Origin of the sequence: Thomasclavelia ramosa DSM 1402, assembly GCF_014131695.1 — a bacterium.
In the GTDB taxonomy this organism is placed as follows: Bacteria; Bacillota_I; Bacilli_A; order Erysipelotrichales; family Coprobacillaceae; genus Thomasclavelia; species Thomasclavelia ramosa.
This window is the reverse complement of the sequence record NZ_CP036346.1, coordinates 3,131,213-3,154,654: the sequence shown is the minus strand read 5'-3', so window position 1 is coordinate 3,154,654 and position 23,442 is coordinate 3,131,213. Positions and strand designations below refer to the sequence as shown.

The window sequence follows — 23,442 nt, the reverse complement described above, 5'->3', positions numbered from 1 at the left end:
GAATACTACACTAAATCACTTTTTTCTTTGGTTTATTTAATTCCTCATGGATACCTTGCATTTTATAATCCAGATTAGAAATTGTTTTAGCACATTCAATTAGCTCATCACGAACTCCATCAGGAACTTCATTATCAGCTTTATATCGCAAGTGATGTTCTAAACTTGCCCAAAAGTCCATCGCAATCGTTCTAATTTGAATTTCTACAGTAGTTGGCTGAACTTTCTCTGCTAAGAAGATAGGAACTTCAACAACTAGATGTAAACTACGATAACCATTCTCCTTGGGATGTTTAATGTAATCTTTTTTGGCAATAAGTTTAATATCACTTTGTTTTATTAATAAATCAGCAATTTTATAGACATCGCTAACATAATTACAAATAACGCGAACACCAGCAATATCAGTCAAATTAGTTACAATAGAATCTAAAGATACTTCTAGGCCCCGTTTTTCTAGTTTTCCCAATATACTGTTTACAGATTTTAAACGATATTCCATATGATGAATAGGATTATGATCATGTTTTATTTTAAACTCATCATCAAGAATTTCTAATTTTGTTCTTACTTCTTTAATTCCCGCATCATAAAGTTGTTGCAGCGCCATAAATTCTTGTAAAGTGTCAGTTATATCTGTATTAGGAACTAGTGCGGTAAAAGGATCACTGACAATTTCCTTTTGCATAATTCGATTAGTCATAAAATACCCCTTTATTAAATATTTTTTGTATAACTTAATCATAGTTGGTAATAATGAACTTGAGGTGAACTAGATGAAAAAAACAATTGTAGTATTATTAATTATGATGAATATTGTATCAGTAAATGCTTCAAGTAATGACCCAAAATATAAAATAATTGCCAATAGTAATAGTGATAAAGATATTAAGACAATGTATGAAACAAAAGATGACTTAATTAAAGACTATAAAGATTGGATTAAAAGTGTTGATGATGTTGATCAAGCACTAGCTGATCATCAAAAAGATTATCAAGCTAAGTATTATAATGGAGAATATACAATTGTCCTAGGCGCTGGCAAAGGAAAGGAACTTACGGGTACTTTGAAGGCAAGTTATTGTGTAAGTAGTAAAGAAATTAAAAAGAAATCATTTTTTGCAGAATTATTTTCTTAAGATTATCAGTGAAGCGAATTCTTCTAGTTGGTTATATCCAACTTTTGGAACTCACTTTACTGATAGTCTTTTATTATGTCCTAAATATAACTGAAATATGCTATACTATTTAATAGAGTAGTAATGAAAGGAGTCAGAGATGAAAACAGTAAAAGATGCTGAAATCTTTTGTCAATATATAGCCCATGAGTATCTTGGGAAGCGTAATTATAAGTTATTAGAAGATATAATTGATAAAAGGATTACAATCATTGGGACGGGAGCTCACGAGGTTAGTCGCAACATTCAAGAACTTATGACGGCTTTGAATAAAGAAGCAGAACTTTGGGATGGAACTTTTATAATTGAAGATGAATGGTATCAGGGAACTGAATTAGCTGATAACTTATTTGTAGTAATTGGCCAAATTGAGGGCCGACAAAATAGTAACGACCAGTTAGTCTATAGTTTTTCATCACGAGTAACCTTTATTATTGAATATCATGATATGCAGTGGAAGATTATCCATGTTCATCAATCAGTACCGGATTATAGTCAAGGTGATGATGAGTTTTTCCCACAACGGATTGTCGAAGAAAGTAATGCTCAGTTAAAAAAGGAAATTGCTGAAAAGACGAAGGAATTAGAGATGTCCAATCAACAAGTAATCTATAATTTAAGACATGATTATCTTACTGGAATATTAAATCGTCCATCACTTGAAAAAGAAGTTACTGAAGCGATGAGTAATCATCAGTATGGAGTGATCTTAGTATTAGACATAGATTATTTTAAAGAAGTTAATGATAATAATGGTCATCCGTATGGTGATGAGGTTTTGATAAAATTAGCTAATACAATGCAAGAAAGTTTTAAATCAGGAATTTGTGGTCGCATTGGCGGTGATGAATTTATCATTTATCTGGCTTTAGACGATGCTAATTATGATGCAATTGAAAAGACTATTAAAGAATTTAAACAAAATTGGCAGAAGAATATTACAACAATTGATAGAAGCAGCACAATTACTTTAAGTATCGGGGGAGCATATTATCCTAAACATGGTAAAAATTATCAAGAGTTGTGGTCTAATGCCGATAAAGCACTATATTTAAGTAAAAATAATGGTCGAAACAGAATATCTATATATCAACTCTAAACAGTTCTCGAAAGGGAACTGTTTTATGTTTAAAATAAATCGTTTCGTTAATAATTTAAGAGGTCAAACATATAATAAAATTAGAGGTGGAACATGTTAACAAAATTTGATGAACAAGCCCAAAAAGCAATTGTGGTAGGCGAAAGTATTGCTTTTGATTTAGGTCATAATAATGTCGGTAGTGAACATTTACTGCTATCGCTGTTAAAGATAAGTGATTCCAAATTACGGGAATTAGTTAAGAAATATGATGTTGATGATAAAAATATATATGAGGATATAAAAAGGTTGTTTGGGACAAATGATGATCAACCTTTTTATATGGAGTATAGTGATGCTGTAAAAAGTATCTTAGAAGCAGCAATGGAAATCACTAATCAACAAAATAAAAGTAAAGTAACGCTTAATATCCTAACAATTGCTTTATTGCAGAGTGAAGAAAGTGTAGCTCACGAATTATTAAAGAAATATAAAGTTGATTTTGAAGAAATTATCTATCAATTAAATGAAAGTAGTGAATTAGAAACTAAATTAGATCAGATTCAATCACTAGTTAATCTTAATAAGAAAGTAAAACAGGGTGAACATTTAATTGTTGGTAGACAAAAAGAATTAGAAAAATTATGTATGATTTTAAGTAAGAAAGAAAAAAATAATGCGTTGATTATTGGTGAAGCTGGTGTAGGTAAGTCAGCTTTAGTAGAAAAATTAGCGTATTTAATTAATCAAAAACAAGTAAATGAAGGATTAAAAAAGAAAATTATTTATGAATTGAGCTTATCTAGTATTGTTGCAGGAACAAAATATCGTGGTGAATTTGAAGAAAAGCTACGAAAGATTATTGATAAGGTAAAGGAAATGGATAATGTCATCATTTTTATTGATGAGATCCATAATATTATTGGAGCTGGTGGCGCCGAAGGGGCTATTGATGCTGCTAATATTTTAAAACCGTATTTAGCGAGAAAAGATCTAACGATTATTGGTGCAACAACGACAGAAGAATATTTCCAGCATTTTGAAAAGGATCAAGCAATGAATCGACGTTTTAGTGTTATTACACTAAAAGAAAATACTAAAGAAGAAACATTAGAAATTTTACAGAAAACTAAATTATTTTATGAGCAATTTCATCAGATTGAAGTCGATAATGAAGTTTTAACATATTTAGTTGATAATGTTGATCGTTATATCAAAAATCGAACTTTCCCTGATAAAGCCATCGATATTTTTGATTTAGCTTGTGTTAAAGCCCGATTTAAGCAGCAACATATTATTACTAAACAAATTGTTAAAGATGTTATAGAAGAATATACATCAGTTAAGATAAGTGAGGATTATGATTATGATGAAATTAAAGCAAAATTGAATCATCATATTATTGGACAAAGTAAAGCGATTGAACAAATAATCAATCAATTAAAATTAACAAAACAGTCAAAACAACCAAGTGCAGTAATGTTATTTGTTGGAAATAGTGGTGTTGGAAAAAGTGAAAGTGCAAAACAGCTTTCAAAACTTTTGGGGCGTAAATTGATTCGCTTAGATATGAGTGAATATCGTGATAGCAGCAGTGTTCAAAAGATAATTGGAGCAGCCCCGGGATATGTTGGTTATGATAAACCAAGTTTATTACTGGGACAATTACAAACCTATCCTAAAAGTATTATTCTTTTAGATGAAATTGATAAAGCAAGTCAAGATGTTATAAATCTTTTTCTTCAAGTATTTGATGAAGGTTATTTAGAAGATAGTCATAAACGAAAAGTATATTTTAATAATACAATTATTATTATGACGTCAAATAAAGGGACTGCTAAAAATACATTAGGATTTAAAAAGAATAATCATAGTAGTAAAGTTAAGAATTTTTTTAGTGATGAATTATTAAGCCGTATCGATGAAATAATTAATTTTAAGAATTTAACAAAAATGGATTTAAAGAAAATTATTCGTAAAAATTGTCCTCATGAGGTTAAAGAAGAAGATATTGAGTTGATTTTAAAGGAATATGATATGAAACTTCAAGGAAGAGGAATTGTTAAAGCAGCTAATAAATATTTTCAAAATAAAGCGAAGGCCCAAAGTTAATTGAGTCTTCGCTTTTTCCATAAAATAATTAATAGTGTGATGATTGCAATAATCAGTGCGTATTGTTTAACATATTTACTAATTAAGATCCAGTTATTTCCTAAAATAATTCCAAGAACTACTAAAATACTATTCCAAATGATTGTACCAATCAAAGTATAAAATGAGAAACTAAAGAAGTTCATTTTAGTAATTCCGGCAGGCAGAGAAATCAATGATCTAACAATCGGAATCAAGCGACCAATAAGAACAGAGATTTTTCCATATTGTTCAAACCAGTTAAGGGAACGGGATAGATCATGACGTTTAAAATAAAATCGGACTAGAAGCTTTTCGAGTCGTTCTAGATTGATTAAGTAGCCAAACCAATATAGAATCACTGCGCCTAAATAAGAACCAAGCGAAGCAACTGTAATTACGCCTAGAGGTGTTAGGTTTGTGATCGTTGTCATGAAACCGCCAAAAGTTAAAATTATTTCACATGGGATAGGCGGAAATAAATTTTCAATCGCAATTAAAAGAAAGATTGCCTTGTAGCCGTAGGTGTTAATATAAGCGAGAAGGTTTGTGAGCATAAGTGACCTCCTGTTTTGATAATGGGATTACTTTATTAGCCAGATAGATCAATAAGTTATCAAATGGTAATAGAATAATAGTTGAAATGATATTAAAGAAAGTATGCATATAAGCAATTTGCATCATATAATTTGGAGTCAAGGATTCGATGAATGAAACTAGTGGGATAAATTTTGCTAAGATTACAAAAATAATAGTTCCGAGTACATTAATTAAGATATGAATAGCACTTAAACGTTTTGAACTGCGATCGCCATTAAGTGATGCTAAAACTGCGGTTATACAAGTGCCAATATTTTGACCATAAATAACATTGGTAGCCATTGCAAAACTAATTAATCCCTTTTGATAAATAGTTTGCAAGACGCCAACTGATGCAGTTGAGCTTTGAATCAACGCCGTAAAAACTGTTCCAACTAAAATAGCGGTTAAAGGATTGTCTAAATGACCAAACATATTAATAAAATATGGGGATGTTTGTAATGGTGCCAGAGCTACGGCCATACTGTCCATTGCTAAAAAAATCAATCCTAGGGCCATTAAGACACGTCCTAAATAAGCAATTTTATTTTTTAAGAACATTAGTAATAATCCAAGGACACATAAATAGATTGCTGACTGACCTAAATCTAAAGCAATCATGAGTCCAGTTACAGTAGTTCCGATATTAGCACCTAAAATAATCCAAGTTGCTTGATTTAATGAAATTAGATGACTATTAAGGAGACCGATGAGAATAATAGTAGTAGCAGAGGAACTATGAATTATTGCTGTGATGGCTGTTCCGGTGATAACACCTAAATATTTATTTGAAGATAGTTTATATAAAATATTTTCAAGCTTATCGTTTGCTAAGGTATCAAGGCTAGTTGACATTAGATGCATACTATAAAGAAAAACACCGAGACTAGCAATAAAACCAATTATATTTTTAGTAATAAAATCACTCCCTTATTATTACTAATTATATTAATAAATCGATAAATAATGTTTGTTTTCAAGATAATCATTAAATGTTACAATGAGTGAAAGGATGTGATATTGATGAATTATAGTGCGATTATTTTATGTGCTGGAAAAGGAAGCCGGAGTGGACTGGATTATAATAAAATGTTATATCGTTTTGGTAATCAAACTGTGTATCAAATGACGATGAAAACTTTTTTAAATGATCCGCGCTGTAAGCAGCTTGTTGTAGTTACAAAAGCGGATGAGATAACTGATTTAAAACAGTTAGTGACAGATAAGAGAATTGTTTATGTTTATGGAGGTAAAGAGCGTCAAGATAGTGTTTATAATGGCCTGCAGGTAGTTGACCAGGATCATGTATTAATCCATGATGGAGCTAGACCATATATAACGACAGAAAAAATAGATGATTTATTATTATGTTTAAAAGAATATGATGCCTGTTTATTGATGGTACCAGTTAAAGATACGATCAAACTTTGTTGTGATGATACTGTTGAGGTGACTTTGCCGAGGGCAAGATTGATGCAAGCTCAAACTCCGCAAGCCTTTAAAACGAGTTTAATTAAAGTTTGTTATCAACAGGCTCAAGATAGTGGGTTTATTGCTACTGATGATGCCTCATTGGTTGAAGAGTTTAGTACAGCTCCAGTCAAAGTTGTAATAGGCAGTTATGAGAATATTAAAATAACTACTCCTGAGGATCTTTAAATGAAGGAAAGAAATAATAATTTTATTACTCATAAAATCATTATAATCATTGTTTTATTAGGATTGATCATGGGGGCGTTAGTTTATCAGTTGCGCTTAGCAGGGGAAGGCGAAACTACGATAACAGCTAAAGAGTTAAAGGGACAGATAGTTGATATAACACATGAAACAATCAGTTTGCGTGATGATAATAATATTGTTTATACGGTGGATTGTCAAAAGGCCAAAATAAAAGGTGATGAGTTACAGTATGGGAACTTAGTAACTATCAAATATACGGGTAAACTCGAGCAAACAACCGCGATACAAGCAATTGATGTTTTAGGCTTAAATGTTCAAGCGGTTCAAGTTAGAAATGGTGGAACTGGTAATACGGATGCTACGATAGCTTCGCATAAGATTGCAGTAATGGTTGAAAAGATGACGTTAGAGCAGAAAATAGCACAATTATTTTTAGCTCGGTGTCCTGAAAGTCAAGCAGTTGAGTTGTTGTCACAATATCAATTAGGTGGCTATATGTTATATAATCGTGATTTTCATAATCGGACCCGTGAGGAAGTAATTGAAAATATTCAGTCATATCAAAAAGCAGTTACTATCCCGATGTTGATTGCAGTAGATGAAGAGGGCGGAACTGTAGTACGGGTTAGTAATAATTTACGCAGTAACAAATTTCGTTCTCCCCAAGATGTTTTTAAAGCAGGCGGGATGGACGCTATTATTAGTGATGCTACAGAAAAGTCGGAGTTTTTAAAAGAATTTGGAATTAATGTAAATATAGGTCCGGTAGCTGATGTTGCAATGAGTAAAGATGATTTTATCTATCAACGTTCATTTGGAACTGATCCTAATGAAACAGCTGAATTTGTGAAAAATGTCGTAAAGGCAATGAATGATATTAAGATGGGAAGTGTTTTAAAACATTTTCCCGGATATGGGAACGTTGCTGATAATCATACTGCTATATGCCACGATTCACGTGATTATGATTCGCTTGTCAATAATGATTTCTTACCATTTAAAGCTGGAATATCTGCAGGTGCAAATAGTATTTTGATTAGTCACATAGTAGTTGATAGTATTGATGATCAAAATCTAGCATCATTGTCACCTAGAGTGAGTAAGATTTTACGAGATGACTTAAATTATCATGGCGTTATTATTGCTGATGATATTTCAATGGCTAGTGCAAAAGCCTTTGGAAGTGAAGGTGAAGTTGCGCTTAAAGCGATTAAGGCAGGGAATGATTTAATTATGACTTCTAATCCTCAAGAACATATCTCGGCACTTATTGCAGCAGCTAAGAATGATGAAATATGTCTCAATTCGTTGGATCGTTCTGTAATGCGAATCTTAACTTGGAAAAGTCAGTTAGGGATACTGTAAAATATGATGATTTAATCAAATAAATCATTGCTTTGTTTTGATTGGTGTGCTATTATAATTGAGCATGTAAAAATATTATATTTACTGCCTGCTTATCCAAAGAGATAAGCCAATAGACCATAGGAGGTATAGAAATGAACAAGTATGAAATTATGTTTATTGTAAAACCTGACGTTGAAGATGACGCTAGAAACGCTTTAATCGAAAGTTTTAAAGGAATTTTAACTGCTAACGGTGGAACTGTTGATAACGTTGACGAATGGGGATTACGCGATTTAGCTTATGAAATCAAAGATTACAAAAAAGGGTACTATGTAGTTGTTGATGCTACTTGTACAGCTGCTGATGTTGCTGAATTTGAACGATTATCAAACATCAATGCATCTATGTTACGTCATTTAACTCTTCGCAAATAGAAGGAGGCGTACTAGATGATTAATAGAGTAGTCCTAGTAGGACGAATGACTAGAGATCCTGAACTTAGAAGAACACCACAAGGTGATGCGGTTACTTCTTTTACTTTAGCGGTAAATCGTAATTTTACAAGCAGAGATGGTCAACAACAAGCAGATTTTATTAATTGTGTTGTGTGGCGTAAACCTGCTGAAAATGTTGAGAGATATTGTTCTAAGGGAAGTTTAGTTGGTGTTGAAGGAAGAATCCAAACACGTAGCTATGACAATACTCAAGGTCAAAAGGTATATGTTGTAGAAGTTATTTGTGATAGTGTGCAATTCTTAGAAACAAGAGCTGCTCGTGAAAGGCAACCACAGCCACAACAACAAATGCAACAACCGTACCAACAACCACAAAATAATGATAATTTCTATGATATGAAAACAGTTGAATTAGAAAAAGAATTTGATAATTCAATTAATACATATGATATCATGGAAGATGATATTCAGTTTTAAAGAAAGGAGTTTTCAAAATGGCATTTAGAAAACAAAGAATGGGTAGAAAAAAAGTTTGCTACTTCACTAAAAACAAAATTACTTACATCGATTACAAAGATGTTGAATTATTAAAAAGATTCGTTTCAGCTAACGGGAAAATTATCCCAAGACGTGTAACTGGTACTAGCGCTAAATATCAAAGAATGTTAGCTACAGCTATCAAACGTGCTCGTCAAATGGCTTTATTACCATACGTTGGTGAATAATTGAAATTTAAACCCTTGATGAATTCAAGGGTTTTTCTTTTTTTCTAAAAGATTTGACATCAAAAAATCTTTTAAATAGAAATAATAGGTGTAAATATAGTGATTTATGGATGAGAAACCATTAAAAATCAATAAAATAAGTGTTATCATACGTTGGTGAATAATTTTGACTAATAAACCTTGATTAAATCAAGGTTTATTTATAGAACAGTTTGATTTAGCAAATCTTAGATATTGTTTAAAGTTATAGTTAACAAATCATATAATTTTATAAAAAGTAATTATATAATGAAAAAGATTATCTTTTTAAAATAATTGAATAAAAATGGCATTTAAGTATAATGAAAAGAAGAGGTGAGTATGATGATTGCAAGTGAGAGGTTTTTAAGAATAGTAAATACAGTTAATGAACGTGGGTTTATTTCAACAAAAGAACTTTCTGAAAACTTAGATGTAACAGAAACAACGATAAGAAGAGATTGTGAAGAACTTGAAAAACAAGGACTGCTGATAAGGGTTCATGGCGGAGCAAAAAGTATTGAGCAAAAAACAATTCTTTCAAATAAAGATGAAAAACAAATGAGCGAAAGAATTACTAATAATAAAGAGAAAGATTTAGTATGTAAAAAAGCAGCATCATTTATCAGGGATGGAGATTGTATATTTTTAGATGGTGGAACAAGTATTGTACCGATGCTAAAATATATAAAAGGAAAAAATGTTAAAATAGTAACACATAGTACCTTGATTGCAAATGGATTTAATGATTTTGAATCTGAATTATTTATGATTGGTGGTAAATATATTCCAGAATACAATATGTCAGTTGGTCCAATTACTTTAAGTGACTTAGAAAAGTTTAATTTTGATTATGCTTTCTTAAGTTGTGCCGGGATAGATATAGATAGAAAATTAGTCTATACAGCTGAAATGGATACAATGGCAGTAAAACAAAAAGCAATGGACTTAGCAGTAAAGAAGTATTTATTAATTGATTCATCAAAGTTAAGTGTTAAAGGTTTTTGTAGCTTTATTAGCAGTGATGATTTTGATGCAGTTATCTGTAATAAGGATGCTCATATGAATATTGATGATATTCCAGTAAATTATATTTTAACAAATGAAGATTAAATAAAGACATATTGAACTAGTTTGTTTGATATGTTTTTTTATACAAAAAAACAAAAACGAACAAAAATAAACAAATATATGTTTACAAATGTTTGTTTATGTGTTATTTTTTAATTAAGGAGGAAAGATAACGAACAAAAACAAACAAAAATAAATAGTTATCTATTAGAAAAATGAAAAAAATAACAAAAAAGGCAAATGAAATGAATTTAAAGGAGTTAGCATCTTATATTGACTATTCAGTTTTAAAACCAGAATTTACTGAACAGGAAATTATCGATCTAACAAAAGATGGAGTAAAGTTAAATTGTGCAACTATTTGCATTAATCCTGGTTATATGGATTTATGTGAGCCTTATGTTAAAGGAACAGACACAATGCTATGTCCAGTATGTGATTTTCCATTTGGAACAAGCTCAACAGAATCTAAAGTTAAACAAATTGAAATTGTGGCTAAATACGATTCGGTTAAAGAAATTGATATAGTCGCTAACTTTGGAATGATCAAAAGTGGAAAGTGGGAAGAAGTTTTAGCGGATATTAAAGCCTGTACCGAAGCGGCCCATAAATATGGAAGAGAAATTAAAGTTATTTTTGAGACTGATGCTTTAAATGAGTTACAAATAAGAAAAATGTGTCATATTTGTATAGAAGCGGGTGCTGATTTTGTTAAAACGAGTACTGGATTTTTAACGGGACATGAAGCTCATGGAGCGAGTTTGGAAATAATCAAAGTAATGATGGAAGAATGTGGTGATAAAATTAAGATTAAAGGAAGTGGATGTATTCGAACAAGAGAACATTTTTTACAATTGATTGATATGGGAATTGATCGTATGGGAGTTGGATATAGATCAGTATCTGTTGTGTTAGGGTTAGACTAGCTAATCAAAAGTGTTTACAAAAGCTAAGAAGAGAAGGGGGCGGTGTAAACGATGTTAAATAAAATGGCTAGTGAAGCTAGAAAAAGTATTATTAAAATGATATATGAAGCTAAATCTGGACATCCAGGTGGATCTTTATCTTGTATTGATATTTTAATGTACTTGTACCAAAAAGAATTAAAGCTAACTAAAGATAATATTAATTCTAATGAAAGAAATAAGCTGGTACTATCTAAAGGTCATGGGGCACCAGCTTTATATGCTGTATTAAAAGAAATGAAAGTGTTAGATGAAAAAGAGTTAATGACTTTTAGAAAAATTAATTCTTCTTTACAGGGGCATCCAAATATGAATGATACGAAAGGTGTAGATATGTCAACGGGATCATTAGGGCAGGGGATAAGTGCAGCTGTTGGAATCACTTTGGCAAATAAGTACAAAAATAATAATTATTATACTTATGTAATTTGTGGTGATGGAGAATTTGAGGAGGGACAAGTATATGAGGCTCTAATGGCAGCAAGTCATTATCAACTTAGTCATTTTATTCTTTTTCTTGACTATAATGGATTACAAATTGATGGAAAAATAGTCGATGTTATTGGGCCACAACCTTTCTTGGAAAAGTTCTTAGCTTTTGGTTTTGAAGTTATCAATATAAATGGTCATGATTTTGATGAAATTGAAGCAGCTGTGGAGATGGCAAAAAATAGTCAAAAACCTACTGCAATCATTGCTCATACAGTAAAAGGAAAAGGAATTTCATTTATGGAAAATGAGATTGAATGGCATGGAAAGGCTCCAAATCGTAAAGAAATGGAACAAGCTCTGAGGGAGTTAGGAGGTCATTAGGATGAAGATTGCAACAAGAGAGGCCTTTGGAGAAGCACTAAAAGAGCTAGTGATAAAAAATAACGATGTTATTGTTTTGGATGCGGATTTATCGCCCGCAACAAAAACATGTTATGCTAAGGAAGCAAGACCACAGCAATTTTATAGCACAGGAATTGCTGAAGCAAATATGGTCGGAATAGGTGCAGGTTTGGCGGTTCAGGGGTTAAAGCCTTTTGTAAGTTCATTTGCCATGTTTTTAGCAGGGCGTGCTTTTGAACAAATTAGGAATTCTATTGCTTACCCACATTTAAATGTAAAACTTTGTGCAACTCATGCCGGCTTGACTGTTGGCGAAGATGGAGCAACTCATCAATGTAATGAAGATATTGCTTTAATGCGAGTTTTGCCGGGCATGGTAGTTTTGCAACCGTGCGACGCAAATGAAACAAAAGCTATGATGCAGTTTATGGTTGACTATGATGGTCCTGTATATTTAAGAACGAGCAGATATGCAGTGGATAATATTTTGGACTCTAATTATAAATTTCTTTTAGGCGAAATCGTTCCAATTGTTAAAGGTTGTAAAATTGCTTTTTTAGCGACTGGTATTATGGTAAATGAGGCTAGGAAAGCTATTGAAATTTTAGCTAAAAATAATATATACCCGTCATTATACAATGTGTCCTCACTTAAACCAATAAATACGATGCAACTAAATTCAATTATAAATAGTTATGATCTTATCTTTACATTGGAAGAACACAATATTATAGGTGGTTTGTATAGTTTAGTTTGTGAGAAGTTGGATAAGCCTAAAAAGATATATCCAATTGCTATCCAAGATACATTTGGTGAAAGTGGAACACCAGAGGAATTAATGAGTAAATATAAGATTGATGCAGATTACCTAGTAAAGTCTGTATTAGAAACAGTGGAGGAATAAAAATGACAAAGTTTAAAGATGATTTTTTATGGGGTGGCAGTTTAGCAGCTAATCAATGCGAAGGTGCTTTTGATGCAGATGGAAGAGGTCTAGATTTAATGGATGTAATTCCGGGCGGATTAGAAGCAAGGCAGGCAGCATATGCTTCACCACTTGATTATATGAATGAAAATATTGAGTATTGTCCAAATAGAATTGCAATCGATTTTTACCATCGTTACAAAGAGGATATTGCTTTGTTTGGAGAGATGGGTTTCAAATGTTTACGTTTGTCAGTTAACTGGACGCGTTTATTTCCGTATGGAGATGAAGAACAACCAAATGAAAAAGGCCTAACATACTATGATAGTTTAATAGATGAATTACTTAAACATGGAATTCAACCTTTAATAACACTTAATCATTTTAATGTACCGTTGTATTTAGCAAAGCATTATGGTGGCTGGGCTAATCGAAAAATGATCGATTTCTACTGCCGACTAGTCCGTATGTTAATGACCCGTTATAAAGGAAAGGTAACAAAATGGTTAACTTTTTGTGAAATCAATGTTGGTTTATTTCAGCCCTATTCAACCCTAGGTTTATTATATAGAAAAGGTGATAATATTGAACAAATTAAGTATCAGGCAATGCATCATCAGTTACTCGCTTCAGCATTAGCAACAAAAATAGGACATGAGATTGATAAAAATAATCAAGTTGGATGTATGATTGCAGGTGGGGTCGTCTATCCGTATACTTGTCACCCATCAGATGTATTAAAAGCTTTTGAGGAAAATAATAAGGAACTAATGTTGACAGATGTTCAAGTTTTTGGAGAATATCCATATCATATGAAAGCTAAAATGAAAAAAGAAGGAATCACTATACATATGGAAAAAGATGATGAGGAGATTCTAAAAAATAATACAGTTGACTTTGTTGCTTTCAGTTATTATGCAAGTAAAGTAGTAACGACAGATCACAGATTAAAGATCAATAACTATGGCAAGTTACAAAATCCTTATTGTGATGCATCACAATGGGGATGGATCATTGATCCTCAAGGAATAAGAATTACATTGAATTTCTTACAAGAAAGATTTCATAAACCATTATTTATTGTTGAAAATGGTTTAGGAGCACCTGATGTTGTAGAAACAGATGGCTCAATTAAAGATGATTATAGAATAGAATATTTAAAAGCTCATATTGAACAAGTAAAACTAGCACTAGATGATGGAATTGATTTGATGGGTTACTTAACCTGGGGCCCAATAGATGTAATTTCAGCAACTGAAGGTCAAATGACAAAACGTTATGGGTTTATATATGTTGATCGAGATGATGAAGGAAAGGGAACATTAAAAAGATCAAAGAAAAAATCATTTAACTGGTATAAAAAAGTTATTCAATCAAATGGTGAGGAATTAGAAAATATTTAAAGCAGATAAGGGGATGAAGATCATGTCGAGAAAATGTATAATCGGACAATCTGGTGGGCCGACAGTAGTTATTAATGCAACATTAGCCGGGGTCATTCAAGGAGCTTTGAAAGCAGATTATGAGAAAATATATGGAATGATTAATGGAATAGATGGATTGTTAGATGAAAAGATGGTTGATTTAAGTAGTTTTAAAGATCAGAAGAATTTGTTTAAGTTGATTCATACACCAGCAATGTATTTAGGCTCATGTAGATATAAGATTTTCGAAAAGGATCAATCAATTAAGCAAAGAATAATTACAATATTAAATAAGTATGAAATTACTGACTTCTTTTATATTGGTGGTAATGATTCAATGGATACTATTGAAAAATTAAGTACTTATGCAAAAATATGTAATTGCCCAATCAACTTTATTGGTATCCCTAAAACAATTGACAATGATCTTATGAATATTGATTATACACCAGGATACCCTTCTGCCTGTCATTATGTTGCTACCTCATTATGTGAAATTGCTTTTGACAGTGTTATATATCCAATAAAATCAGTAACGATCGTAGAAATTATGGGGCGAGATGCTGGCTGGTTAACAGCTTCAGCACAACTTGTTAATGAAGTCTATCCTGATTCTATCGATTTAATTTATATGCCGGAAAACATTTTTGATGAAAATGACTTTCTTGAACAGATCAAAGATAAATTAAAAAAGAAGGATCACTGTATTATTGCTGTATCTGAAGGTATTCGAGATCAATATGGAATGTGTGTATCACTAGATAGTGGGATTCAAAAAGATGCATTTGGTCATTTATCAAATAATGGCTGTTCAAATTATCTAAAAAAACTTATCGGTGACCATCTTGGCTGTAAAGTACGGGCCATTCAGTTAAGTACCCTTCAGCGTTGTGCAGCACATTTAGCCAGTTACATAGACATAGAAAATGCTTTACGTATTGGTAGTTATGCAATAAATTGTGCGTTGGATAAACGAACGGGGATTATGGTCACAATTTCAAAAAATAGAAATGAATTTTTATTAAGTCACGTTGATATTCATAAAGTAGCAAATCATGTTAAACCATTTCCATTAGAATGGATTGATGAAAAGAATAAGAAGATTAAAAAAGAATATATTGATTATGTGGTTCCTTTAATATATAAAAGTGGACAAATTGAGCTTCCTCAATATTTGCAATTAAATGAAAGATAGTCAGGCTTTTAATCTTCTTAATCAATTTTTAGCGATAAATACATATGATGAGAAGAAAAAGTATGATCTGATTTTAGTATTAGGAAATGCTATTGCTGAAACTGGATTAATAGCTTATCAACTATACAAAACAGGGCATGCTTATCACTTCATGATTGCTGGAGGAAAAGGTCATACTACAGATATTTTAATCAATACGATTAAAGAGAAGTATGATATTAAAGATATTACTAAAAGAAGTGAAGCAGAATTATTTAAGTATCTTATTGAAGAAAATTATGGGGTAGACAATACTATTTTATTAGAAAAAGAATCTACTAATTGTGGGGAAAATATTCAGTTTGCTTTCAAACTTCTCAAAAAAGAAGACATTATAGTAAAAAATATTTTATTGGTTCATGATCCTCTTATGCAAAGGCGAATCGATGCAACTGCAAGACATTATGCTCCACATATAAATTTTGATAATTATAGATGTTTTTTGCCAGTTGTTGAGAATATTGGATTTGAACTTAAAAATAATATTTGGGGCTTATGGTCAAAAGAACGATATATTTCACTTTTATTAGGAGAAATGAAGAGAGTCATCGATGATAAAGATGGCTATGGACCAAATGGTAAGCAGTATATTGAACATGTTGAAGTTCCTCAAAAGATACTGGCGGCATATAGATATATCTTTTTTCGATATGGTAAATATCAAAGGAAATAAAAACTTTATCAATAATATTTAGACTTTTGGTGAAACAAAAGTCTTTTTTATGATTTCTTAATTTTGGAAATGAATTGATAAACGGTGTAAACAATATTATTGTGTAAATATAAATTAAAAGGAGGAAAGAAGATATGAAAAAGGCAGCAGTTATTGTAGCTCCAGGGTTTGAAGAAGGGGAGACGTTATCTATTATAGATATTATTCGTCGTGCTAATTTTCAATGCGATATGATCGGTTTTGAAAAGGATGTTGCAGGAGCACATGATATTATTGTGAAATGTGACAGCGTACTAAATGATGAGGTAATTGATTATGATATGATTATTTTACCAGGAGGGTATCCCGGTGCTGCTAACTTAAGAGATAATACAAGGTTAATCGAAATTTTAAATATAATGGCACAAAAAAACAAGTATATTTGTGCCATATGTGCAGCTCCGATTGTTTTAGAAAAGGCGGGATTACTAAAAGGAAAAAACTATACTGCTTATGTGGGATACGAGCAAAAAATAAAACAAGGAAATTACTTACATGATAAAGTGGTGATTGATGGGAAAATTGTAACGAGTCGCGGTCCAGCAACAGTTTATGCATTTGCATATAAGCTGGTAGATTTATTGGGTGGCAATTCACTAGCTCTCAAAAAAAGAATGGTCTATTTTAATGCTTTTGATGTTAAGGAGGATGAATAGTATGAGAAAAGCTGCAGTATTGGTAGTAGATGGATACGAAGAAAGTGAAACAGTGACGATTGTAGACTTGTTAAGAAGAGCCGGAATTGAGTGTCATACATTTGGTTTTGCTGAACAGTACGTTAGGGGGATGCAGGGGATGATGATAAAAGTAGATAAGATTTTTAGTGATGAGATCAAAAATTATGATATGCTGGTTTTACCTGGCGGAAGACCAGGGGGTGTGAATTTAGGAGCAAATCCACTGGTTATTGAAATGGTTCAATACTATAATGAAAATGGAAAGTATTTAGCAGCAATATGTTCTGGAACAATTGTTTTATCAAAGGCAAGAGTTATCGACGGTAAAAATGTGACTGGCTATACTGGATATGCCGATAAATTAGTAGGTGGAGAATTTGTTGATAAGGTTGTTGTTTTTGATCAGAATATTATAACAAGCCAAGGGCCAGCAACATCATATCCATTTGCATTTAAGATTATCGAAGTGTTAGGTCAAGATGTTAGTGAAATGAAGGAAAGACTATTATATAACTTTGCTGGTGGAAGATAAGTGAAAGTGAGTGATAATAATGATCTATGATAAATTACCAATAGTTTTTTTAAGTACGCTTGTCAGCGAAAAAAATGGTTCAACTAATAGCCAGATAGCAGCATATATTTTGAATCACCTTGAGGAAGTTCAAAATCTTGGAATCAAGGAAATTGCTAAGGAATGCAATGTTGCGGTAAGCTCAATTTCCCGTTTTTGTAAAGAAGTAGGTTTAAGGGACTTTGCTGAATTAAAAGAACTGTTGTTGTCAACAGATTTATCTTTTGAAGATCATTCACACGCAACTTCGAAACAAGCAAGACTGCATGATTATAGTCATAAAGTAAGAGAAAGTATTATCATGGTTGAAAAATCAATTGATATGGATGCAGTAATTGATTTATGTAAGGATATCAATGAATATCAAAAGGTAGCCATTTTTGGTTTGTTAAAAGCTGGAGCAGTAGCTTTTAATTTGCAAGGTGACTTATTAATGCTGAATAAACAGGTATATACTAATATCTCCTATTCTCAACAAATTCAATATATTGTTGCGGCTGATGAAGATGATTTGATTATAATTTTTTCGTATACAGGTGCATATTTTGATTATCAAGATTTAAGAGCTTTGAAAAAAAGATTAACAGCACCTAAAATATGGATGATATCGAGTGATGACAGAGAGTATCCTGAATGTATTGATCGAACAATTTTATTTAAATCGTTACAAGATCAAAACAGTCATCCTTATCAATTACAATTTATTGCCGGACTAATTGCTCAAGAATATTCACGTTTGCATCAGCTTAAATAATAGGAAAGAATGACTTTTGTTAAAAGTCATTCTTTTTCATTTTGTTCATTTTCTTGAATAATTAAATTAGTAATTTCTCGTGATTCCGTATTTTTAGCGAGTTCAGTTTTAAAAGTATAATGCTGATCATAGGCTGTTGTAAAAAAGCAAGAATATAATACATCTAAAATAAGTGAGATGGATTCTAGTGAAGAATAAGCACCAATTTTTGAATATGATTTTTCTCTTGTTGTAACCCGTAAAACAATATCAGCTAATCGAGTTAAACTATTTTCACCAATACTTGTTATTGCGATAATAGGGACATTCTTTTTCTTTAAAATATTAGCAATTTTAATAATTTCACCAGATTCTCCAGAATATGAAAGACAAATTCCTAAATCATTAGAATTGGCCATCATTGCTTCTTGATAGATATTGCTATTTAACACAAAAACTTCAGCATTTTTACCGATGTGGCGTAATTTAAAAACAAATTCTTCAGCTGGAAATGATAAATTAGAAACACCAAAAACTTTAACAGTATTACTTTTTTGTAATGCTCTCACTGCTTTTTGCAGTGTATCGTGATGAATTAATGAAAGGGTATCATTAAGACTTTCAGTTTTTAACTGTGTTATTTTGTTAGCGATATTCATAATTGAATCTGTTTTTAAAAAAGGTTGATTGGCATCTATATTTAAATGACTTTTGTGCAAATATTGAACTTCTTCTAAAAAGGCGTTTTTAAAATTATTATAACCACTGAATCCTAATTTTTTAGAAATTCTAACCAATAGCGATGGTGAAGTATATGTTTCACCAGCAATCATCGTTGTCGAATAATCTTTTATTCGCTCTTGTTTTGTTAAGATAAAATCAATAACTATTTCTTCACTTGGAGAAAATTTTGTGTTTTTCATTTTTTCTTGTAATAGCATTGCTCGCCCTCCTGGTATTATCGTTTCTATTATATTCTATCATAACAAATATGATAAGCAATGGATTAAGCAAAGCGGTTTGTAAAAGGCTTTTACAAATGATACTTGTATTTATAAAGATAAATGAGAAAGCTTTTCTAAAAGGATAAAACTAGCTTTAATGTCATCTTTATTTGAATTAAGATAGGTTTATCAAAAGGAGGAAGATTTATGAAAGTAGTTGTTATTGGGGCATGTGGACATATCGGTTCATATTTAGTGCCTAAATTAGTGAAGGGAGGGTTTAAAGTTGTAGCAATTAGTCGGGGTAAAAGTAAGCCATACATAAATGATCCTGCTTGGAAGATGGTAGAACAAGTAGTTTTAGATCGTAATAAAGATGAAGACTTTGCTTATAAAGTTGCTAAAATGAATGCTGATATTGTTGTAGACTTAATCAACTTTAATATCGAAGATACGAAAAAAATGGTTACAGCATTGAAGGAAATTAAGATATCTCATTATTTATATTGTTCATCGATTTGGGCTCATGGTCGAGCAGAATTTTTACCAGCTGATCCAAATAGTTTAAAAGAGCCTTTGGATGATTATGGAGTTGATAAATATCAAAGTGAGTTGTATTTAAAAGAACAGTATCGCAAAAATGGTTTTCCAGCAACGATAATTATACCAGGTCAAATTTCTGGACCAGGCTGGACAATTATTAATCCTCTTGGGAATACAGACTTTTCAGTATTTCAAAAAATTGCAAATGGGCAGGAAATCTATTTACCAAATTTAGGTATGGAAACTTTACATCATGTCCATGGTGATGATGTTGCGCAAATGTTTTATCAGGCAATCACTCATAGAAATCAAGCATTAGGAGAGAGTTTTCATGCGGTTGAAAGAGAATCAATGACTTTATATGGGTATGCTAAAGCAATGTACCGTTATTTTAATCAAGAGCCTAAAATTAAATTTTTGTCATGGGAAAAATGGTGTAAATATGTTAATGATGATGAATTAATAGATCATACTTATTATCATATTGCAAGAAGTGGGGAATATAGTATTGAAAATGCACAAAAATTGTTAGAATATTCACCTAAATATACAACCTTAGAAACAGTGGAACAAGCAGTAGCCAGCTATATTGAAAGAGGGATTATTACCTTATAATTAAGAATAAATATAAATAAAAAGAGCATAATGATTTTATAGAATAAAAGGAGCGTACAAATAATGATTGAACCAGATACTATAAAATTATTACGAGAATGTGATGCAGGGATTAAGATGGGTGCAGCTTCAATCGATGATGTTTTAGATTATGCACATGATGAAACGTTAAGACAGCATTTAATTGACTGCAAAAGAGAACATGAGCAGTTAAAAGAAGAGATTCAAACTCTTTTAGATAAGTTTCATGATGAAGGCAAAGAACCTAATCCAATGGCTAAAGGCATGTCTTGGGTCAAGACAAATGCTAAATTGGTTATGCATGAATCTGATCAAACGATTGCCGATCTAATAACTGATGGATGCAATATGGGAGTAAAATCTCTTAATAAATATCTTAATCAATATGAAGCAGCTGATGAAAAAACGAAAGATATTACAAAAAGATTAATTAATCTTGAGGAAAAATTAGTAATTGATATTCGGCAGTTTTTATAAATAGCAAAAAAGCCTTTTACATATAGTAAATGGCTTTTTTTATTGTTGAACTTAATTTAAAAGATAGATCGAAAGATTTAAATAACCAGCAAAAGTTACCCAAATAAGATATGGGAGCATTAGATAGCCAGCTAATTTATTTGTTTTGTAAAATAGGATTGCTGTTATTAAGATAAGCAGCCATAAAATTATTAGCCAAATAAAGGCAAGTAAGTACAACCTAAGATTAAAGAAGATAATAGGCCAAATAAAATTGAAAAAAAGCTGAATCTTATAAATGAAAAGAGTTACATGCTGAGAAGACTCTGTAGTCAAGACTAGATAGGATGCTATTCCCATTAAAATATATAGAACAGTCCAAACGATTGGAAATAGCCATCCCGGTGGTGATAGCACTGGCTTTTGAATTGTTTCAAATGTGGTCATAGCATCGTGTGTAAGAAATGCTGAAAGAGTACCTACAAAAAGGGGAATAATAATACATATAATTAATTTCTGCCATTGAATTTTTATAAAATCACCTCATCAAAAATATATGAAAAAAATAAAATTATATGCTTGTTGATAAAATTTAGGGTATAATATCCTGAGTAAAAGAGTTTTAGAGAAAAGGTGATTGTAGATTACTGAGGTTGTGGTAAAATAATTATGTGATGAGCTAGATATAAGGAGGAATAATCATGGCATTATTTGATGATCTAAGTAAAAAAGCAGCAAAACTGACAGAAAAAACAATTGAAAAATCATCTGAATTAGCGGATGTCGCGAAAACGAGAGTGAGTATAAAAAGTGCTCAGGCTGATTTAGATGAGAAGTTTATTGAATTAGGCAAACTGTATTATGAAATTATTAGTAATGATAATATTTTTGATGAAAAGACAGCAGCAATCGTTCAGGAAATTGACAGTATTAATACACGAATAAAAGAATTAGAAGCAAATTTGGATAAATAAAACCTGTTGAGGATCATACTTCAACAGGTTTTTCATATTCTTTTTCAATATCATGCCAAAATTCAGCGTTTTTAATTCCTAAATTATCAGGGTGGAAAATTGGATCTTTTCCTTCCTTTTTTTGAATACTATAGTCTTTTAAACATTTAAAAGCAATTTTACCTAACAATAAAATTACGACAATATTCATGATTGCCATAAAGCCCATCAAAACATCAGCTAGATCCCAAATAGTATTAAAACTAGCTTGGGCACCAAAGAAAATTATAATTACAGTAATAATTCTAAAAATAAATAAAGCTTTTTTGTTGTCAATAATAAATTTAAAATTACTTTCAGCATAGCAATAGTTTCCAATCAAAGAAGAAAAAGCAAATAAGAAAATAGAAATTGTTATAAAATGAATACCAAATTCACCTACTTCAGCAAAAATAGCTTGTTGAACATACGGCATTCCTGTTAATCCAGATTCTGTCCCATAATTTAGTAACATAAAAGCAGTAGTGGAACAAATTAACATAGTATCAATAAAAACAGAGATGGTTTGTACTAAACCTTGTTTTACAGGATGAGAAACATCTGCGGTTGCTCCAGCGTTCGGTGCGGATCCCATTCCAGCTTCGTTAGAAAAAAGCCCACGTTTGATTCCATGCATTACACAAGAGCCGGCAAATCCTCCTGCAATCGCTTTAAAATCAAATGCTTGATTAAAAATATCACTAAATATTTCTGGTAGCTGATTAAGATTGCTAAAGGTTATGTATAAACCAAGTAATATATATAAAATAGCCATGACTGGTACAACTTTGGAGCTAATGATCCCGATTCGATGGACTCCGCCAAAAATAACCGCAGCAGTAGCTAAAGCTAAAACTGCACCAATAACAAAGGCAACTAATTCATTGTTTGAAAAATAATATTCGACGGCACTACTAACATTATATGCTTGCAATGGATTAAAGCCAAAAATAAAGCAAGCAATCAACAGACACGAAAAAATAATTCCTAACCAGCGTTTTCCGATAGCTTTTTCAATATAATAAGCTGGTCCTCCACGAAATGAGTCGCCGTCTTTTTCTTTATAGACTTGGGCTAAGGTTGATTCAATAAAAGCACTGGCTCCACCAATCAGAGCAATTATCCACATCCAAAAAATAGAACCAGCTCCACCAGCAGCCAAAGCTGTAGCAACACCAGCAATATTACCAGTTCCTACTCGTGATGCAGTTGAAATCATTAGTGCTTGAAAAGATGAAACACCATCATCATGATGTGATTTTTCCTTAAGAAGTCGAATTCCTTCTGGTAACATTCTAAATTGAACAAATTTAGTTCGAATTGTAAAATACACCCCGGTTGCAACAAGCAGAGCAATTAAAATATTGCTATATAAAAATTCATTGATTAATCCAAGTAATTCTTGAATTGATATCACGCATTCACTTCCTTTCATTAATTAATCTTGATTATAAAGCGCAAAAATGCATTATAATCATACTTTTGTATGTTACCATGTTTGATTTCTACTGTAAATAAGAATGCACAAAAAGTGT

27 protein-coding genes are annotated in these 23,442 nt (G+C 31.5%); 21 read left to right on the top strand and 6 right to left on the bottom strand.

Going from position 1 to position 23,442, the window contains the following annotated elements; all coding sequences use genetic code 11:
- Positions 1–10: 10 nt before the first annotated feature.
- Positions 11–703 (bottom strand): GTP pyrophosphokinase, encoded by a 693-nt coding sequence (locus tag EYR00_RS15075; protein ID WP_008792597.1) that lies wholly within the window; start codon positions 701–703, stop codon positions 11–13.
- Between the two features lie 73 nt (positions 704–776).
- Between EYR00_RS15075 and EYR00_RS15070 the strand changes: the two genes are divergently transcribed.
- The 3 genes from EYR00_RS15070 to EYR00_RS15060 all read left to right on the top strand — a co-directional run bounded on the left by EYR00_RS15070 (position 777) and on the right by EYR00_RS15060 (position 4,368).
- On the top strand, positions 777–1,139 hold the full coding sequence (locus EYR00_RS15070) for a hypothetical protein (protein WP_003535696.1): 363 nt from the start codon (positions 777–779) through the stop codon (positions 1,137–1,139).
- A 139-nt stretch (positions 1,140–1,278) separates the two neighbouring features.
- A complete protein-coding gene (locus EYR00_RS15065) occupies positions 1,279–2,277 on the top strand; it encodes a diguanylate cyclase domain-containing protein (protein ID WP_003535697.1) in 999 nt (332 codons plus the stop codon).
- A 93-nt stretch (positions 2,278–2,370) separates the two neighbouring features.
- On the top strand, positions 2,371–4,368 hold the full coding sequence (locus EYR00_RS15060; protein WP_003535699.1) for an AAA family ATPase: 1,998 nt from the start codon (positions 2,371–2,373) through the stop codon (positions 4,366–4,368).
- Here EYR00_RS15060 and EYR00_RS15055 read toward each other — a convergent pair.
- Positions 4,365–4,943: a DedA family protein gene (locus tag EYR00_RS15055; RefSeq protein WP_003535700.1), complete on the bottom strand. Its 579-nt coding sequence runs from the start codon at positions 4,941–4,943 to the stop codon at positions 4,365–4,367. The two genes, EYR00_RS15060 and EYR00_RS15055, sit on opposite strands and share 4 nt — an antisense overlap.
- Positions 4,915–5,859: a Na/Pi cotransporter family protein gene (locus tag EYR00_RS15050; protein ID WP_224209136.1), complete on the bottom strand. Its 945-nt coding sequence runs from the start codon at positions 5,857–5,859 to the stop codon at positions 4,915–4,917. The genes EYR00_RS15055 and EYR00_RS15050 overlap by 29 nt, the downstream gene beginning before the upstream one ends.
- 129 nt (positions 5,860–5,988) lie before the next feature.
- On the opposite strand from EYR00_RS15050, the gene ispD reads away from it, so the two are divergent.
- The 15 genes from ispD to EYR00_RS14975 all read left to right on the top strand — a co-directional run bounded on the left by ispD (position 5,989) and on the right by EYR00_RS14975 (position 18,357).
- Positions 5,989–6,624 carry a 2-C-methyl-D-erythritol 4-phosphate cytidylyltransferase gene (ispD, locus tag EYR00_RS15045; protein WP_003535706.1) on the top strand — a complete coding sequence of 212 codons (636 nt, stop codon included), beginning with the start codon at positions 5,989–5,991 and terminating at the stop codon, positions 6,622–6,624.
- The gene (locus tag EYR00_RS15040; protein WP_003535708.1) at positions 6,625–8,010 is read left to right on the top strand and encodes a glycoside hydrolase family 3 N-terminal domain-containing protein; all 1,386 of its coding nucleotides are present in this window, start codon (positions 6,625–6,627) and stop codon (positions 8,008–8,010) included.
- Between the two features lie 134 nt (positions 8,011–8,144).
- Entirely contained in the window at positions 8,145–8,426 is a 282-nt protein-coding gene (gene rpsF / locus EYR00_RS15035) for a 30S ribosomal protein S6 (protein WP_003535710.1), read from the top strand.
- Positions 8,427–8,441: 15 nt separating this feature from the next.
- Positions 8,442–8,924 carry a single-stranded DNA-binding protein gene (gene ssb / locus EYR00_RS15030; RefSeq protein ID WP_003535713.1) on the top strand — a complete coding sequence of 161 codons (483 nt, stop codon included), beginning with the start codon at positions 8,442–8,444 and terminating at the stop codon, positions 8,922–8,924.
- A 17-nt stretch (positions 8,925–8,941) separates the two neighbouring features.
- Entirely contained in the window at positions 8,942–9,172 is a 231-nt protein-coding gene (gene rpsR / locus EYR00_RS15025; protein WP_003535715.1) for a 30S ribosomal protein S18, read from the top strand.
- Positions 9,173–9,535: 363 nt separating this feature from the next.
- Entirely contained in the window at positions 9,536–10,303 is a 768-nt protein-coding gene (locus EYR00_RS15020; protein WP_008792601.1) for a DeoR/GlpR family DNA-binding transcription regulator, read from the top strand.
- Between the two features lie 203 nt (positions 10,304–10,506).
- Complete coding sequence (deoC, locus tag EYR00_RS15015; protein ID WP_008792602.1) at positions 10,507–11,187, top strand: deoxyribose-phosphate aldolase; 681 nt, start codon at positions 10,507–10,509, stop codon at positions 11,185–11,187.
- 51 nt (positions 11,188–11,238) lie between these two features.
- Positions 11,239–12,039 (top strand): transketolase, encoded by an 801-nt coding sequence (locus EYR00_RS15010; RefSeq protein ID WP_003535718.1) that lies wholly within the window; start codon positions 11,239–11,241, stop codon positions 12,037–12,039.
- A 1-nt stretch (position 12,040) separates the two neighbouring features.
- Positions 12,041–12,964, top strand: a complete 924-nt coding sequence (locus tag EYR00_RS15005) for a transketolase family protein (protein ID WP_003535719.1) — start codon at positions 12,041–12,043, stop codon at positions 12,962–12,964.
- A gap of 2 nt (positions 12,965–12,966) precedes the next feature.
- A complete protein-coding gene (locus EYR00_RS15000; protein WP_003535720.1) occupies positions 12,967–14,388 on the top strand; it encodes a 6-phospho-beta-glucosidase in 1,422 nt (473 codons plus the stop codon).
- Between the two features lie 22 nt (positions 14,389–14,410).
- Positions 14,411–15,604 carry a diphosphate--fructose-6-phosphate 1-phosphotransferase gene (locus tag EYR00_RS14995; protein WP_003535722.1) on the top strand — a complete coding sequence of 398 codons (1,194 nt, stop codon included), beginning with the start codon at positions 14,411–14,413 and terminating at the stop codon, positions 15,602–15,604.
- Positions 15,594–16,316 carry a YdcF family protein gene (locus tag EYR00_RS14990; protein ID WP_003535724.1) on the top strand — a complete coding sequence of 241 codons (723 nt, stop codon included), beginning with the start codon at positions 15,594–15,596 and terminating at the stop codon, positions 16,314–16,316. The genes EYR00_RS14995 and EYR00_RS14990 overlap by 11 nt, the downstream gene beginning before the upstream one ends.
- Before the next feature lie 134 nt (positions 16,317–16,450).
- On the top strand, positions 16,451–17,011 hold the full coding sequence (locus EYR00_RS14985; RefSeq protein ID WP_003535726.1) for a DJ-1 family glyoxalase III: 561 nt from the start codon (positions 16,451–16,453) through the stop codon (positions 17,009–17,011).
- A 1-nt stretch (position 17,012) separates the two neighbouring features.
- On the top strand, positions 17,013–17,564 hold the full coding sequence (locus tag EYR00_RS14980; RefSeq protein ID WP_009300391.1) for a DJ-1 family glyoxalase III: 552 nt from the start codon (positions 17,013–17,015) through the stop codon (positions 17,562–17,564).
- Positions 17,565–17,583: 19 nt separating this feature from the next.
- Positions 17,584–18,357, top strand: a complete 774-nt coding sequence (locus EYR00_RS14975) for a MurR/RpiR family transcriptional regulator (RefSeq protein WP_003535730.1) — start codon at positions 17,584–17,586, stop codon at positions 18,355–18,357.
- A 26-nt stretch (positions 18,358–18,383) separates the two neighbouring features.
- Here the strand turns inward: EYR00_RS14975 and EYR00_RS14970 are convergent, their stop codons facing one another.
- Positions 18,384–19,277 carry a MurR/RpiR family transcriptional regulator gene (locus tag EYR00_RS14970; RefSeq protein ID WP_003535732.1) on the bottom strand — a complete coding sequence of 298 codons (894 nt, stop codon included), beginning with the start codon at positions 19,275–19,277 and terminating at the stop codon, positions 18,384–18,386.
- Positions 19,278–19,487: 210 nt separating this feature from the next.
- Between EYR00_RS14970 and EYR00_RS14965 the strand changes: the two genes are divergently transcribed.
- Together EYR00_RS14965 and EYR00_RS14960 are read left to right on the top strand one after the other, a co-directional pair.
- Positions 19,488–20,438: an NAD-dependent epimerase/dehydratase family protein gene (locus EYR00_RS14965; RefSeq protein ID WP_003535734.1), complete on the top strand. Its 951-nt coding sequence runs from the start codon at positions 19,488–19,490 to the stop codon at positions 20,436–20,438.
- A gap of 63 nt (positions 20,439–20,501) precedes the next feature.
- On the top strand, positions 20,502–20,936 hold the full coding sequence (locus tag EYR00_RS14960; protein ID WP_003535736.1) for a hypothetical protein: 435 nt from the start codon (positions 20,502–20,504) through the stop codon (positions 20,934–20,936).
- Between the two features lie 51 nt (positions 20,937–20,987).
- On the opposite strand, the gene EYR00_RS14955 is transcribed toward EYR00_RS14960, so the two are convergent.
- Positions 20,988–21,410, bottom strand: a complete 423-nt coding sequence (locus EYR00_RS14955) for a TspO/MBR family protein (protein ID WP_081446368.1) — start codon at positions 21,408–21,410, stop codon at positions 20,988–20,990.
- A gap of 206 nt (positions 21,411–21,616) precedes the next feature.
- Here EYR00_RS14955 and EYR00_RS14950 point away from each other — a divergent pair, with 206 nt between their 5' ends.
- Complete coding sequence (locus tag EYR00_RS14950) at positions 21,617–21,889, top strand: hypothetical protein (protein ID WP_003535740.1); 273 nt, start codon at positions 21,617–21,619, stop codon at positions 21,887–21,889.
- Between the two features lie 13 nt (positions 21,890–21,902).
- Here EYR00_RS14950 and EYR00_RS14945 read toward each other — a convergent pair whose 3' ends face one another.
- Positions 21,903–23,342, bottom strand: coding sequence for an alanine/glycine:cation symporter family protein (locus tag EYR00_RS14945; protein ID WP_003535742.1), 1,440 nt, complete (start codon positions 23,340–23,342; stop codon positions 21,903–21,905).
- Between the last annotated feature and the right edge of the window lie 100 nt (positions 23,343–23,442).

What these genes read in the sequence shown, in the direction of transcription:
- EYR00_RS15055 (WP_003535700.1), bottom strand. Translation starts at nt 4,943, where the DNA reads ATGCTCACAAACCTTCTCGCTTATATTAACACCTACGGCTACAAGGCA.
- rpsF (WP_003535710.1), top strand. Translation starts at nt 8,145, where the DNA reads ATGAACAAGTATGAAATTATGTTTATTGTAAAACCTGACGTTGAAGAT.
- deoC (WP_008792602.1), top strand. Translation starts at nt 10,507, where the DNA reads ATGAATTTAAAGGAGTTAGCATCTTATATTGACTATTCAGTTTTAAAA.
- EYR00_RS14985 (WP_003535726.1), top strand. Translation starts at nt 16,451, where the DNA reads ATGAAAAAGGCAGCAGTTATTGTAGCTCCAGGGTTTGAAGAAGGGGAG.
- EYR00_RS15020 (WP_008792601.1), top strand. Translation starts at nt 9,536, where the DNA reads ATGATTGCAAGTGAGAGGTTTTTAAGAATAGTAAATACAGTTAATGAA.
- EYR00_RS14950 (WP_003535740.1), top strand. Translation starts at nt 21,617, where the DNA reads ATGGCATTATTTGATGATCTAAGTAAAAAAGCAGCAAAACTGACAGAA.
- EYR00_RS14975 (WP_003535730.1), top strand. Translation starts at nt 17,584, where the DNA reads ATGATCTATGATAAATTACCAATAGTTTTTTTAAGTACGCTTGTCAGC.
- EYR00_RS14970 (WP_003535732.1), bottom strand. Translation starts at nt 19,277, where the DNA reads ATGCTATTACAAGAAAAAATGAAAAACACAAAATTTTCTCCAAGTGAA.
- ispD (WP_003535706.1), top strand. Translation starts at nt 5,989, where the DNA reads ATGAATTATAGTGCGATTATTTTATGTGCTGGAAAAGGAAGCCGGAGT.
- EYR00_RS14980 (WP_009300391.1), top strand. Translation starts at nt 17,013, where the DNA reads ATGAGAAAAGCTGCAGTATTGGTAGTAGATGGATACGAAGAAAGTGAA.
- ssb (WP_003535713.1), top strand. Translation starts at nt 8,442, where the DNA reads ATGATTAATAGAGTAGTCCTAGTAGGACGAATGACTAGAGATCCTGAA.
- EYR00_RS15005 (WP_003535719.1), top strand. Translation starts at nt 12,041, where the DNA reads ATGAAGATTGCAACAAGAGAGGCCTTTGGAGAAGCACTAAAAGAGCTA.
- EYR00_RS15070 (WP_003535696.1), top strand. Translation starts at nt 777, where the DNA reads ATGAAAAAAACAATTGTAGTATTATTAATTATGATGAATATTGTATCA.
- EYR00_RS15060 (WP_003535699.1), top strand. Translation starts at nt 2,371, where the DNA reads ATGTTAACAAAATTTGATGAACAAGCCCAAAAAGCAATTGTGGTAGGC.
- EYR00_RS15075 (WP_008792597.1), bottom strand. Translation starts at nt 703, where the DNA reads ATGACTAATCGAATTATGCAAAAGGAAATTGTCAGTGATCCTTTTACC.
- EYR00_RS15040 (WP_003535708.1), top strand. Translation starts at nt 6,625, where the DNA reads ATGAAGGAAAGAAATAATAATTTTATTACTCATAAAATCATTATAATC.
- EYR00_RS14960 (WP_003535736.1), top strand. Translation starts at nt 20,502, where the DNA reads ATGATTGAACCAGATACTATAAAATTATTACGAGAATGTGATGCAGGG.
- EYR00_RS15010 (WP_003535718.1), top strand. Translation starts at nt 11,239, where the DNA reads ATGTTAAATAAAATGGCTAGTGAAGCTAGAAAAAGTATTATTAAAATG.
- EYR00_RS14990 (WP_003535724.1), top strand. Translation starts at nt 15,594, where the DNA reads ATGAAAGATAGTCAGGCTTTTAATCTTCTTAATCAATTTTTAGCGATA.
- EYR00_RS14965 (WP_003535734.1), top strand. Translation starts at nt 19,488, where the DNA reads ATGAAAGTAGTTGTTATTGGGGCATGTGGACATATCGGTTCATATTTA.
- EYR00_RS15065 (WP_003535697.1), top strand. Translation starts at nt 1,279, where the DNA reads ATGAAAACAGTAAAAGATGCTGAAATCTTTTGTCAATATATAGCCCAT.
- EYR00_RS15000 (WP_003535720.1), top strand. Translation starts at nt 12,967, where the DNA reads ATGACAAAGTTTAAAGATGATTTTTTATGGGGTGGCAGTTTAGCAGCT.
- rpsR (WP_003535715.1), top strand. Translation starts at nt 8,942, where the DNA reads ATGGCATTTAGAAAACAAAGAATGGGTAGAAAAAAAGTTTGCTACTTC.
- EYR00_RS14995 (WP_003535722.1), top strand. Translation starts at nt 14,411, where the DNA reads ATGTCGAGAAAATGTATAATCGGACAATCTGGTGGGCCGACAGTAGTT.
- EYR00_RS14945 (WP_003535742.1), bottom strand. Translation starts at nt 23,342, where the DNA reads ATGAAAGGAAGTGAATGCGTGATATCAATTCAAGAATTACTTGGATTA.